12 protein-coding genes are annotated in these 12,045 nt (G+C 71.7%); 3 read left to right on the top strand and 9 right to left on the bottom strand.

Annotation, left to right across the window (positions count from 1 at the left end; translation table 11 throughout):
- The first annotated feature begins 7 nt into the window (after nucleotides 1-7).
- The gene (locus BMY74_RS05165; RefSeq protein ID WP_089910013.1) at nucleotides 8-469 is read left to right on the top strand and encodes a SitI3 family protein; all 462 of its coding nucleotides are present in this window, start codon (nucleotides 8-10) and stop codon (nucleotides 467-469) included.
- Between the two features lie 25 nt (nucleotides 470-494).
- Here BMY74_RS05165 and BMY74_RS05170 read toward each other — a convergent pair whose 3' ends face one another.
- Genes BMY74_RS05170 through BMY74_RS05180 form a run of 3 tightly spaced genes read right to left on the bottom strand, consistent with a single transcriptional unit; the run spans nucleotide 495 to nucleotide 7,209 of the window.
- Nucleotides 495-4,547 carry a TIGR02680 family protein gene (locus tag BMY74_RS05170; RefSeq protein WP_089910016.1) on the bottom strand — a complete coding sequence of 1,351 codons (4,053 nt, stop codon included), beginning with the start codon at nucleotides 4,545-4,547 and terminating at the stop codon, nucleotides 495-497.
- Nucleotides 4,544-5,740, bottom strand: coding sequence for a TIGR02678 family protein (locus tag BMY74_RS05175; RefSeq protein ID WP_089910018.1), 1,197 nt, complete (start codon nucleotides 5,738-5,740; stop codon nucleotides 4,544-4,546). Before BMY74_RS05175 ends, BMY74_RS05170 begins: the two co-directional genes overlap by 4 nt.
- Nucleotides 5,737-7,209 carry a DUF2397 domain-containing protein gene (locus BMY74_RS05180; RefSeq protein ID WP_089910022.1) on the bottom strand — a complete coding sequence of 491 codons (1,473 nt, stop codon included), beginning with the start codon at nucleotides 7,207-7,209 and terminating at the stop codon, nucleotides 5,737-5,739. Before BMY74_RS05180 ends, BMY74_RS05175 begins: the two co-directional genes overlap by 4 nt.
- A 72-nt stretch (nucleotides 7,210-7,281) precedes the next feature.
- On the opposite strand from BMY74_RS05180, the gene BMY74_RS05185 reads away from it, so the two are divergent.
- A complete protein-coding gene (locus BMY74_RS05185) occupies nucleotides 7,282-8,214 on the top strand; it encodes a cobalamin biosynthesis protein (protein WP_089910025.1) in 933 nt (310 codons plus the stop codon).
- Here BMY74_RS05185 and BMY74_RS05190 read toward each other — a convergent pair.
- The 6 genes from BMY74_RS05190 to BMY74_RS05215 all read right to left on the bottom strand — a co-directional run bounded on the left by BMY74_RS05190 (nucleotide 8,122) and on the right by BMY74_RS05215 (nucleotide 11,744).
- Entirely contained in the window at nucleotides 8,122-8,940 is an 819-nt protein-coding gene (locus BMY74_RS05190; RefSeq protein ID WP_089910028.1) for an SURF1 family cytochrome oxidase biogenesis protein, read from the bottom strand. The two genes, BMY74_RS05185 and BMY74_RS05190, sit on opposite strands and share 93 nt — an antisense overlap.
- 21 nt (nucleotides 8,941-8,961) lie before the next feature.
- Complete coding sequence (locus tag BMY74_RS05195) at nucleotides 8,962-9,405, bottom strand: VapC50 family PIN domain-containing toxin (protein ID WP_281244952.1); 444 nt, start codon at nucleotides 9,403-9,405, stop codon at nucleotides 8,962-8,964.
- Between the two features lie 111 nt (nucleotides 9,406-9,516).
- Nucleotides 9,517-9,975 carry a helix-turn-helix domain-containing protein gene (locus BMY74_RS05200; protein ID WP_089910032.1) on the bottom strand — a complete coding sequence of 153 codons (459 nt, stop codon included), beginning with the start codon at nucleotides 9,973-9,975 and terminating at the stop codon, nucleotides 9,517-9,519.
- Between the two features lie 58 nt (nucleotides 9,976-10,033).
- Complete coding sequence (locus BMY74_RS05205) at nucleotides 10,034-10,585, bottom strand: DUF1349 domain-containing protein (RefSeq protein ID WP_089910036.1); 552 nt, start codon at nucleotides 10,583-10,585, stop codon at nucleotides 10,034-10,036.
- Nucleotides 10,582-11,313, bottom strand: a complete 732-nt coding sequence (locus BMY74_RS05210) for a fructosamine kinase family protein (protein ID WP_089910040.1) — start codon at nucleotides 11,311-11,313, stop codon at nucleotides 10,582-10,584. The genes BMY74_RS05205 and BMY74_RS05210 overlap by 4 nt, the downstream gene beginning before the upstream one ends.
- The gene (locus BMY74_RS05215; protein WP_089910043.1) at nucleotides 11,292-11,744 is read right to left on the bottom strand and encodes a low molecular weight protein-tyrosine-phosphatase; all 453 of its coding nucleotides are present in this window, start codon (nucleotides 11,742-11,744) and stop codon (nucleotides 11,292-11,294) included. Before BMY74_RS05215 ends, BMY74_RS05210 begins: the two co-directional genes overlap by 22 nt.
- 84 nt (nucleotides 11,745-11,828) lie before the next feature.
- On the opposite strand from BMY74_RS05215, the gene BMY74_RS05220 reads away from it, so the two are divergent.
- Nucleotides 11,829-12,035 carry a hypothetical protein gene (locus tag BMY74_RS05220; protein ID WP_030472678.1) on the top strand — a complete coding sequence of 69 codons (207 nt, stop codon included), beginning with the start codon at nucleotides 11,829-11,831 and terminating at the stop codon, nucleotides 12,033-12,035.
- The last annotated feature ends 10 nt before the right edge of the window (nucleotides 12,036-12,045 follow it).

Raw genomic sequence — 12,045 nt, forward strand, 5'->3', positions numbered from 1 at the left:
ACAACAGGTGGCCCTCTCGTACAGCCTCGACATCGCGACCCCGCTGCCGGCGGACCAGGTCGCGCGCCGTCTGCCCGTGCTGCCGGGCGACCCCGAGATCACGCTGGGCCAGCTCCTCGACGGGGTGGCCGTCGCCGGCGGCACGTGGGTCAGGGTCGGCCAGGCCAAGCCCCGCCCGTGGAGCGTCGTGGAGTCCGACCTCGGGTTCACACCGACGGTCTGGGTCGCGTTCCGGCTCGACAAGGAGACCGACACCGCCCGGCAGCTCGACGACGTGGTCCGGCGGACGGTCGCGCTGCTCGACGAGGTGCCCGGCGACGCGGTGCTGCACTTCGACTACGAGGTCGTGTGGCTGCTGCGCCGCGGTGGTGAGCTGAGCCTGAACGACCGCGACGACATCTGGACGCCGGCGCGGCTCGCGGCGGTGGGAGCACGTCCGCACCGCCGCGGCACACCGGCGTTCGGCTAGGGGCCGCGGCGGAGTTTCCCGCCCGTCAGGGGTCGATGCGGTCCAGCGCCGCCCCGTCCCACGTCGTCTGCGTGCACGCCACACCCCGGCCGTTCTTCGGCCGCAGCACGTCGTAGATGTGCATGCGCGGGATCTTGTCCGACACGCCCCAGCCGGACGGCCAGGTGATCACCCAGTCCATGTCGAGGTCGACCAGCAGGCCGAGCATGCGCGCGATGGTCGGGTCGTCGAGGCGTTCGAAGGCCTCGTCGAGCAGCACCAGGCGCAGCGGGTCGAACTCGTCGCTCACGGCGTCGTAGAAGCTCGCGGCCGCCGCGAACAGCGTCACGTACGAGATCAGGCGGGTCTCGCCCGACGACAGCTGCTTCAGGCGCCGTTCGCGCGGGCCGCCGTCCGGGCCCGTGTCGGCGACGGTCACGGTGAACTGGTGCCACGTGCGGTAGTCGAGGGCGCGGGACAGGATCTCGGCGTAGCCGCCGGAGTGCGTGTCGCGCTCGTTCTCGATCCGCTCGGTGAAGACGCGGCGCAGCGTGGCGTCCTGCTCGGGGGTGCGTTCGCCGAACGGCAGGCGCACCAGCGCAAGCGCTTGCCGCGTCGCGTCGTCCAGCGCGCTCGACGACTTCCAGGCCAGCTTGACGTGCACGCCCTGGCTGGAGCGTGCCTGGCCGAGCACCTCGTTCATGCGCTTGGTCAGGTCCTCCGCGACGGTGATCTGGCCGCGCAGCCACTCGGCCAGGTCGCGGATCAGGTAGTCGGCGAAGATGCCCTGGTACTGCTCGTCGAGGAACCCGCGCTGCTCGGCCAGCTTCGTCGTCACGGTGCGGGCGGCGACGGCGACGGGCTTCGCGCCCTCCTCGCCGGTCACGGTGACGGTGAGCAGGCCCGCGTGCTGTTCGGCGGCGATGTCGTGGCTGCCCGCCAGGGAGGTCTGCAACGCCTGCAGCTTCGCGATCACGGTGGCCTCGGTGCCGCCGCGGCGGTCGCCGGTCTCCGCGATCAGCGCGCGGACCGAGACCTCGTCGGACGCACCGTCGTGGTCCGGGAACGCGGCCACCACCAGGCCCGGCGCGCGGACCGTGGCGCCGAAGTTCGCGGACGCCCGCGCCAGCGCCTCCTCGGACTCGGCGACCTGCGTGGAGTTGGTCTCCAGCAACGCTTCCAGCTTCGCCGCCTGCTCGCGCGCGGTCGTGATGCTCTCCCGCACGCCCTTGAGGTCCTCGCGCATCTTCTTGCGCGACTTCTCCAGCGACGTGAGCTGCTCGCTGATCTCCTTGGCCTCGCCGCCGACCGCGTCGGTCAGCTCGGCCAGGGTTCCTGCCTGGGCGGAGTAGTCGACGCACCGGCTGTCGGCGTCGGCCTCGGCGGTCCGCCGGTCGGCGACGGCCTCGTGGTAGCGGTGCGAGGCGTCCGCGAGGTCGGAGATCGTGCCCTGGCACCGCCTCTTCACCGCGTCCCCGAGCAGGTCGGCGGTCCGCTGGGCGTCGCCGGCGGCCGCGCGGGCCTGGCGGAGCGCCTCGGTGTCCGGCGGCAGCCCGGCGTCCCCGGCCTGGCGGGTCAGTTCCGACCTCGCCGCCTCCAGCCGGGACTGGGCGTCCTCCAACGCCTCCCGCAGCTCGAACGTGCGTTGCCGCGCGCGCACCGCCGACTCCTCGGCCGCCTGGACGCGGCTGTGCTTCGCGATCAGCTCACCGTCGCCGGGGAACGCCGCGAGGTGCGCCTCCCACGTGGCGACGTGCTCGTGGGCGCGCGCCAGTTCGTCCTCGGCGGTGCCGAGCCGGGCCCGCAGGTCGGCCAGTTCCTCTTCCAGCGCGGCGATGCGACGGCCACGCGCCGCCTGCCGCGCACCCGCGCCGATGAACTCGGCCTCGGGCTTGGTGAAGCGGCCGGTCAGCACGCCGGAGCGCCACACGCCGTCCGTGGTGAGGCTCAGCGTGTCCTGGTCGTCCAGCGACACCGCGCGCAGCAGGTCCGCGACGAACCCCTCCGGCACGGGCGAGCCCTCGACCGCGGGCACGAGCACGTCCGCGAGGGTGCGGCCGCCGACCGGGGAGCTCGCGACGGCCAGCACGTCGTTCAGTTCGGTGTCGGCCAGCGTGACCCAGGCGTCGAGCAGGCCGCTCGCCTGCAAGGCCGCCTCGAGCCCGGCCCGTTCCTCGTCGGTGAGCGACGGCGCGAAGTCCACGAGCCGGTAGAACGGCGCGCCCTGAGAGGCATCGCGGTTCGCCGACACGTACCGGCCCGGCACCGGCACGCGCTCGTTGCCGGAACGCAGGCCGACGAGCTCCTCGTCCAGCGCGTCGAGGCGGGCGCGCAGGTCGGCGCGCTGCTGGGTGAACGCGTGCGCGGCGTCGCGGGCCGTCTGCACGAGCGGCCCCGCCCACTCGCGGGCGGTGGTGCTCAACGTCCTCGCGGCGGCCGGGTCGGCGGTCTGCGGCAGCTCCAACGCCTCCGCCGGGCGCTCGTCGAGCAACGGACCGCTCGACGTCCACACCTCGACCTGCTCCAGCCAGGCCTGCACGACCTCGGCCAGTTCCTGCGCCTCCTGGTTGCGCAGCGACGTCGACTCGGTCGCGCCGAGCTGGGCGTCACGGGCCTTCTGCCGCAACGACTCCACCTCGCGCTGCTGCGCGTCCAGCGCCAGCGCCTGCTCGTGCAGCGCCATCGCGAGCGCACCCCGTTGCCGCGCGAGGGAAGCGATGCCCGCGGTCTGGTCGGTCACCGACGCCAGCGCGGTCAGCACGTCCTCGGTCGCGGCGGCGGGCGGCACGCGGCGTTCGATCGGCAGCGGTCCCGCCTCGGGATCGGGCTTGGCGCGCACGGAGTCCGTGGTCACCGCGGCCTCGACGGCCGGGACCTGCGGCACGTCCGGCGCGAGGTCCGGGTCCATGCCCGCGAGGCGCAGGTTCTCGCGCAACGGCTCGCTCAGCGCGTCGGCGGCCTGGAGGTCCTCCGCGAGGCGCTTCAGCAGGCGCAGCACGGTGTCGACGGCCGCGTCCTCCTGCGCGCGCTGCCGGTGGGCCGTCTCCAGGGCGGCCACGGCGGAGGAACGCATCTGCGCCACCAGGTTCTCGCGCGTCTTGAGGTCCTGCAGGTCGCGGAACGCCGGCAGCTCCTTCAGCGCCGCGATCGTCTCCTCGGCCTGCTGCTCCCCGGTCTCCATGTCGACCAGCGCCTGCTCGGACGCCGAGCGCTCCATGCGCGTGAGGTCGAGCTCCTGCGAGAGCTTCGCCTGCTCGCGCCGCAGCTTCGCCACCGACTTCTCGGCGGACTCCAGCCGTTCGGACGCACCGCGCAGCCCGCCGAACGCGTAGTCCCGGTAGGTCTTGAGGAACGTCGACAGCGCACTGTCCGCAGAGGACAGTCGCACGATGTTCTCGCGGATCGACTCCAGGTCGTCGAACGACGTCGCGAGCTGCTCGACCATCGCCTGGTCGAGCGGCGGCAGGGCGTCGGACAGGATCTGTTCGAGCTGGCCCTCCAGCACCTTCAGGCCGACGTCCGGGTTGCGCAGCGTCCGCTGGAGGTGCAGCAGGTCGCCGTACCGCGCCGCGGGCACGCCGTAGACCGTCTCGGCGATCTTCGCGCGGAACGCCGGCTCCTCGAACATGCAGTCCGCGCCGATGAGGTCGCGCAGCTGCGCCGGGCCGTGCGGAACGCGTTCCGGGCCCGCGAGCTGCAGTTCAGTGCCGACGCGCTGGGGCGTGACGAACCGCCACGAGTCCGTGATGGCCTGCGAGGTCTTCGACGCCTTCACGCCGAGACCGCACGTCAGGTACTCGTTGCCGGAGTGGTCGGCGGCCTCGCGGATCAGCTCGACCCACGCGTAGCCGATGCGGTTCGGGCCGCCGTCGTAGTCGTCCAGCATGAGGCGCCGCAGGCTGACGGTGTCGAAGCCCTTCGAGCCGAGCTGGCGCAGGTCGCCGTCGAGGCACAGCGGGAGCAGCAGCTCGAGCGTGCGGGACTTGCCGGACCCGTTGGTGCCCTGGAAGATCGCGCGGCCACCGGAGAAGTCGAACGTCTGCTCGGTGTACTGCCAGATGTTGACCACGCCGCCGCGGTGCAGCCGCCACCTGCTCATGAAACGTTCTCCTCGTCGAACAGGGACCAGCTCGGCACTTCGCGCACCACAACGGGTTCGGGTTGTTGCTCTCGTTCGGGATCGCCGTCGGGGGACGGCAGCCAGCGGTGCGCGGCCGCGCTGACCGACCAGGCGCCGTCTTCGGTGCGCGCGGCCAAACCCATGCGGCGCAACAACTCCGTCACCTCGGCGACCAGCCGGTCGAGGTCGTCGGTGAACTGCTTCGACCACGCCGCGGGGTAGTCCTCGACCAGCCCGGCGCAGACCTCGCGCAGGCGTTCGGTGGTGACCGCGTACCGGGCCGGCGCGTCCTCGTCCTCGCCGTCGAGCAGCTCCGGCAGCGCCAGCAACGTGATGCGCGCGACCGTCGAGACGCCGGGGAACGACAGGTCGGTCAGGAAGTCCTCGGGGTCGGCGGCCAGCACGCCCTCGACGCGGCACTCGGTGTGCAGGCCGAAGGCCTGCTCCAGCAACGCCGTCTCCTTGCGCTGGTTGCGCCGCAACCAGTCCGCCTGCTCGTCCGGCAGGTCCGCGTAGAGCACCAGCGGCGTCTCGACGAGCCTGCGCCGCACGGCGTGCTCGATGCCGCGCGGACCGGGGCGCGCGGCCAGTTCGACGAGGTGGGCGGGGCTCTGCGCCTCGCCGACCGGACCCGTCACGAGCTGGCCCAGCAGGTCGGTGTCGATCGTGATCAGCGCTTCCTGGGGCAGCACGTCCTGCGCGACCGAGCCCTCGGTCTCGTGCAGCACCCCCAGGGAAACGAGGTGCCGGAGCGCCGCGGTGAGCGCACGCCGTTCGGAGATGTCGTCCGGCGCGTCGATGCCCGCTTCCACCGCGGCGGAACGGATGTCGGCCACGAGCCGGGACAGCAGGGTCTGCCGACCGATGCCGGTGAGCACCGCGAGGGTCAGCGCCAGGTACGCGTAACCGCGCGGGGACATGCTGAGCACGCCGCGCGTGTCGTCGTTGCCGGGGCCCGACTTGTACAGGCGCGCGAACCGCCGTTCGACGACGAGCCGGTAGCCGAGCAGGCCCGCGAACAGGTCCTGCAGCGTCGCCCGGTGCCGGTAGACGAGGCCGAGCAGCTCCCCGTCGGGACCGTCGGAACGCAGCAAAGGCCTGCGCAGCAACGTTCGCGCGCACCGCACCACGTTGGCGGCGTCGATGTCGGAGAGGGTGTCCAAGTGGTTCATCGCTTCAGTGCCACCGTCGCGTCGTGCAGGGTGAGGGTGCCGGCGGCCGACTTGATCTGCGTCGTGGTGCCGTGGGCGATCTCGAGTTTGAGGCCGCGCACGGGGTCGCTCGCGGAGCCGCTGTCGTTCGGCGAGTCGCGCTGGGCCATCGCGAGCGTCAGCAGCTCGCAGAAGACCTCCAACGCGCCGTGCGTGAGCGTCGTGTTCTCCAGGTTCCCGGCGGCCTGCGTCAGCTCGGCGACGTGCCGTGCGCGGATCTCGTCCGCCTCGCGGGCCTCCGCCAGCAGCGACTGCTCGGTCATCGGGTCGTCGAGGATCCGCGACGGCCTGCCGCGCCCGCCCCGGTCGCCCCGCGTGCGGACGCTCACGGTGACGTCGCAGACCGGGCCGTCGCGCCACGGCGTGCGCTCGTTGTCCGAGTCGTGCTCGGGCGCGGGGGAGAGGTGCCGGGCGCTGTAGAGGCCGAACGCCGAGGCGTAGATCTCGTGCGCCTCCTCGCGGGTCGAACTGTCGAACCAGGCGGCGAGCTTGAGCAGCTCGGCACGCCGGCCGGGGAGCAGGCCGCCGCCGGACGTCGCGCGCTTCACGCTCGCGAGGAGGCTGCCGATGGCGCGCGCGGTGGCCTCTCTGAGGGCCGTGACCTGGCTCGGGCGGCCGGGGCGGTCGACGAACCAGTCCGTCAGCTCCTGCCAGTCCTCCGGCGTGCGGCCGCGAGCGCGTTCGACGTTGTGGCCGAGGTCGGTGCCGAGGAGCCGGAGCAGTTCGGCGCGGGCCTTCGTGAGCCCGGCGAGGGCCGTGGCGATCGGGGGCGTGAACTTGAGGACGTCCTCGACGACCCGCTGGATGTACTCGACCAGCAGGTTCCGGAAGCCCGCGATCTCCTCGGGCGCCAGGTGGTTCCGCGTGACGACCTGACCGAGGTAGGCGTAGAAGTCGCGGACCGTCGCCGCGAGCTCGGCGTGCTGCAGGAACAGGGTGGTGACGCGTTCGGCCAGCAGCTCCTTGGTGCGGTCGCCCTCGTTGAGCAGCGCGACGCTCAGGGACCCGCCCAGCTCGTTGAGGCCGCGTTCGATCGCGGGGAGCAGCTCGCGGGAGACCTCGCGGGCGCCCTCGGGGACCCGCAGCAGCTCGTCGACGTCGCGCTGGACGCGGACGGCGAGCTTGGAGACCTGGTAGCGGACGCTGCCGTGCTGGAACTCGGCGATGCTGGCCGCGACGACCTCGCGCCGGCCCTGGACGAGGTTGCCCCACTCGACCAGCTGCCGGAGGCGGTTGATGACGTTCTCGATGCGGGACTCGCCCTGCTCGACGCGGCCCTCGCGCTCCTGCCCGGCCAGTGCTCCGGCGACCTCGCCCGCGGACAGGTCGGCCAGCAGCGTGGAGGTGAACAGGCGCATGATCGCCAGGTACGTGCGCTGGTGATCGCGCGCGTCCAGGTAGGCGTACAGCTTCAGCCGCTTGTGCTCCACGACCGGCCACCCTAATGCGCTCGCCGGAGCGACGCGGCGCTACCGTGCTTTCGACGAACTGGGGAGGAAGCCGTGGGTGCGGGTCGCGCGTTGGGGTTGTTGCTGGGCGTGGCGGCGGACGCGGTGTTCGGTGATCCACGCCGATTTCACCCGGTAGCGGCATTCGGGACGTCCGCGGCGGCCCTGGAGAAGCGCCTTTACGCGAACTCCGAGGCGGCCGGTGTGGCGTACACGGCCGTGCTCGTCGGTGGGACCGTGGCGCTCGGTGTGGCCGTGGAACGGGCCACGCGCCGCAACTGGCTGACGCAGGCCCTCGCGACCGGCGCGGCGACGTGGGTGGTGCTCGGCGGTCACTCGCTGGCCACCGAGGGCACGTCGATGGGCCGCGAACTCGCCGACGGTGATCTCGACGCGGCTCGGTCGCGCCTGCCCAACCTGTGCGGCCGCGACGCCGCCCGCCTCGACACGACGGGCCTGGCGCGCGCGACCGTGGAGTCCGTGGCCGAGAACACGTCGGACGCCGTGGTGGCGCCGCTGTTCTGGGGCGCGGTGTCGGGCGTGCCGGGCCTGCTGGCGTACCGCGCGGCCAACACCCTCGACGCGATGGTCGGCCACAAGTCCCCGCGCTACCTGCGCTTCGGCTGGGCCTCGGCGCGGTTGGACGACCTGCTGAACCTGATCCCGTCGCGGCTGGCGGCGTTGCTGACGGTCGGCGGCGCCCCCGTCGTCGGCGGCTCGGCCCCGCAGGCCCTGGAGACCTGGCGTCGCGACGCGGCCGCGCACCCGTCCCCCAACGCGGGCCAGGTGGAAGCGGCCTTCGCGGGCGCCCTGGAGATCAGGCTCGGCGGCCGCACCGCCTACTCACACGGCGTCGAGGAACGCCCGGTGCTCGGCCACGGCCGCAACCCGGACTCAGGTCACGTGACGCGAGCCGTGGAGCTGTCCCGCGTCGTCGGCTTCGGCGCGGGCCTGGTCAGCGCCTTCATCGCCCTCTTCCGCAAGTAGCTCGGCGATCGACTTCTTCTTCGTGCGGCCCTCGTAGAGAACGCCGCCCGGCCGCGCCTCGCGGATCGTGAAGTACAGCCAGCCACCGACCGCCATCACCCCGAACGCGATCCACTGCAGCGCGTAGGAGAAGAACGGCCCGGACTCGAGCCGGGGCAGCGGCAGCGTGTCGAGCGCGCCCGGCTGGTTCTCGATCAGCTGGTAGTAGCCGGGCTCGATGTTCTCGCCGACGGCCTTGTTGTTGATCGAGTAGATCTGGCGGCGGCCGTCCTGCTGGAACGCCGGCTGCTCGTTCGACTCGTTGGGCCGGGCGAGCCCGATGAGCGTGACCTCGTTCGTGGGGGGCGCCGCGAAGTCCGGCGGCTTGATGCCGTTGACCGGCCGCACGTACCCGCGGTCGATCAGGATCCGTTGGCCCGTGGTGGTCTCGAACGGCGTGATGACCTCGAACGCCGCCTCGCCCTGGACGGTCCTCAGTCGTGCGAGCGCTTCCAGTTCCGGCAGGTAGCGGCCCTTGATCTCGACCTTCTGCCACTCGTCGTGCCGTGCGCCGAACGGGGCCGGGTCGCTCTTCAGCGACTTGGTGATGGCGGAGTTCTGCTGCTGCCGTTCGTCGTTGCGGCCGAACTGCCACGGCGACAGGAAGTAGATGCAGGCACCCGCGAACACCCAGACGGCCAGGGTCAGCGCCAGCCAGCCCGGCTTGAGGAGGAACTTGAACCGCACGTCCTCACGGTAGATGACCGTTCAGAGCGCCCTGAGTGCGGCCACTGACTGCACCAGCCCGCAGCGCTCCAGCGAGGCGAGGACGTCCCCGATCGTGCCGGGTGGGTTGCGCCAGGAGTGGGCGATCTGCTGGACGCAGCTCCACACGACCTTGGCATCCAGCCCGATCTGGTCGCTCACGAAGTCGTCGGCGTCCTTGGGATCGACGTCCCACTGGCGCAGGACCTGGGCGGGGAAGTCCTTCAGGTTGTCGGTGACGATCACCTGTGCTCGCGCCCTGATCGCCGCCGCGAGCACGTGGCGGTCGTCCGGATCCGGGAGGTCCACTGCGGGGATCAGCGGTTCGTACCCGGTGACCAGGCAGTCCCGGACCGCCGTGAGCATCAGCGACCGCGTCCGCGTGAGCTGTGCCTCGGACAGGTCCGGCCGGTTCTCGCGGATGTTGCGGAACACCTCGTCGAGGATCTGCTCAGTTCACTTGGCCTGCACGAGACCCGCTGCCGCGATCCGGATCAGCAGGTCCCGCAGAGTGCTCGGGTAGAGCACGTTGGCGTCGTAGAGGACGACGAAACTCACTCAGGCCATGCCCATCTCTTGCGTGAGCGCCGACAACTCGTCGGCCGCGCGCCGCCGGCGTTGGTCGTCGTTGCGCATGTACTGCACCAGCGACGCCGCCTTGATGCGGCGGTGTTTGCCGACCTTGCGGTACTCGATCTCGTCAGCTTCGAGCAGGCCGATCAGGTAGGGGCGTGACACGTTCAACATGTCCGCCGCCTGCTGGGTGGTCAGTTCGGCGTCGGCGGGCACGACGGACACGCCGTGGCCGGCGGCCATGTAGGCGAGGATCTGGGCGAAGAGCTCGACGGCGGCGCGGGGCAGGACCAGCACGTCGTCCTCGCCCTCGGCCCTGACGCGGACATCGGCGCCGGCCTCGTCGTGGTCGTGCAGGTACGTCTTCACCCTCGTCAGCGCGGCGCTCGCGGTGACGACGTCGTCGTCGTTCGGCTGAACAGCCCGCAATGCTGCGGAACTCATCGTTCTCCTCCTTCCCTCCAGTCGAAGTATCCGCAGCATTCGAAGCAAACGCAACGCGCTATCGGGTGATCCCGACCTCGTGGAACTGGGTCACGAACCCCTCGCCCTCCGGGCTCGCCGCCATGATCCCGGCCAGCACCTCGACGTCGGGCGGGAAGTACGCCTTGCGCAGCAGGTTCATGGGCTCCTGACCGTCCAGGCCGTAGCGGACCCAGACCGCGTCACCCTTGCGCTCGGCACTGACGGTGAACCGCTCGAACGACCCGGTGAGCGCCAGGTTCCAGTCCGAGAACCCGCGGGTGACGACCGTGCTGGCCTGCGGTTTCCCGTCGAACAGCTCGACCCCGGCCTTGATCCAGTTCTCGCCGTCGAGCAGCAGCCCGACGCCCGCGTGGTCGTACTGCGCCGCGTACTCGCCGCTGAAGGTCGCCGTGACCGTGAAGTCGCCGGTGACGCTCATGCCGTAGAGGTGGCCGTTGTCGCGGACGACGCCGTTGCCGGTGAGGCGCCAGAAGTCGCTGCCCGGGTCGGCGCGCACGGTCAGCGGGGTGGGCGACCACTCACGCGGTTCGTTGAGCCAGGTCCAGCCGGTGACGTCCATGGACTTCATCCAAGCAAAGCGGCCCTGGCCGCGCTGATCGCCTGCGCGCGGTAGCCGCCGCCGAACAGGACGGCGTGCACGAGCAGCGGGAACAGCTGGTGCAGCGGCACGCGGGCCTGCCAGCCGTCGGCCAGCGGCGCGACCTCCTGGTACGCGCCCAGCACGTGGTCGAGGAACGGGCAGCCGAAGAGCTGGAGCATCGCGAGGTCGCTCTCGCGGTGGCCGCCGTGGGCCGCGGGGTCGATGAGCCACACCTGGCCGTCGGCGCCCCACAGCACGTTGCCGCTCCACAGGTCGCCATGCAGCCGTGCGGGAGGTTCGGGCGGGCCGGCGAGTTCGTCGATACGCGCGAACACCTCGCTCACGTCGATGCCCGCTTCCCGCGCGTACGGCTCGATGCGGTGTGACGCGAACCACGACGGCCACTCCGGTGCGGGCTCGTTGAGCATCGAGGCCATGCCGATCGTGGCCTCGCGCGGACCGCCGGGCGGGGGAGCGCCGAACGCCGGGGCTCCGGTGAGGTGCAGGGCGGCCAGGCGGCGTCCGAAGGTCACGGCCGCCTGAAGATTCGGCTCGCCGTGCGGGATCTCGTCGATCACCAGCTCGCCCTTGTGCGCACTGTGGACGAACGGGACCGGCGGGCCGCCCTCGACGCGCAGCCACCGCAGGCCGGCCGCCTCGGCGGTGGTGGCCCGAGGTGACTGGTGCTTGCGCCTCAGAGCCGCTCGCGGACCCACGCGATCAACCCCGGCATCGCCGCCTCCGTCATGACCAGCACCTCGGCGAACCCGGCGTCGTCGCCGTAGTACGGGTCCGGCACGTCCACGCCGTCGGCGTCCGGGTCGAACGAACGGAGCAGTCGCACGCGGTCGGGATCGACCATCCGGCGCAACGCGCGGGCGTGGCCGGAGTCGAGCGCCACCAGCAGGTCGGCGTCCAGGTGTTCGGCGCCGACCTGCGCGGCCACGTGGTCGACGGGATATCCGTTGTCCGCCAGGGACTTCAACGCGCGCGGATCGGCGGGGTCACCGACGTGCCATCCGCCCGTTCCGGCACTGGACACCCGGACCTGGTGCGACAATCCTTCCCGCGACAACCACTCTCGGAACACGAGCGCTGCCACGGGGGACCGGCAGATGTTGCCGGTGCAGACGAACGAGACGTGCATGGAACGCAGCCTATGTGGTGCCGCCGCACGGTAACGCTCAAGCACTGTCGCAAGATGTACGGACAAACGACATGGAGGCCGCCCATGCAGACAGGTACCGACGTGCCCCCGCAACGGGAGATCATCGGGTGCACCGACGCCCTCGGGCGCCGTCGTGCGTTCGAGGTGTACCTCAACGAGAAGGGTCGCGTCTGCTTCCGCACCCCGCCCGGTGAGTCCGCGCAGCTCGACGCGTTCCAGCTGGACGAGCTGATCAGCCACCTCACCGAGCTCCGCCGCTACATGCAGTGACGTGGTGCTC

Origin of the sequence: Lentzea albida (assembly GCF_900111005.1) — a bacterium.
GTDB lineage: Bacteria > Actinomycetota > Actinomycetes > Mycobacteriales > Pseudonocardiaceae > Lentzea > Lentzea albida.

Bases quoted from the DNA above. Each gene is read 5' to 3' on its own strand.
- BMY74_RS05170 (WP_089910016.1), bottom strand. From the start codon at position 4,547: ATGAGCAGGTGGCGGCTGCACCGCGGCGGCGTGGTCAACATCTGGCAG.
- BMY74_RS05175 (WP_089910018.1), bottom strand. From the start codon at position 5,740: ATGAACCACTTGGACACCCTCTCCGACATCGACGCCGCCAACGTGGTG.
- BMY74_RS05200 (WP_089910032.1), bottom strand. From the start codon at position 9,975: ATGAGTTCCGCAGCATTGCGGGCTGTTCAGCCGAACGACGACGACGTC.
- BMY74_RS05205 (WP_089910036.1), bottom strand. From the start codon at position 10,585: ATGAAGTCCATGGACGTCACCGGCTGGACCTGGCTCAACGAACCGCGT.
- BMY74_RS05215 (WP_089910043.1), bottom strand. From the start codon at position 11,744: ATGCACGTCTCGTTCGTCTGCACCGGCAACATCTGCCGGTCCCCCGTG.
- BMY74_RS05220 (WP_030472678.1), top strand. From the start codon at position 11,829: ATGCAGACAGGTACCGACGTGCCCCCGCAACGGGAGATCATCGGGTGC.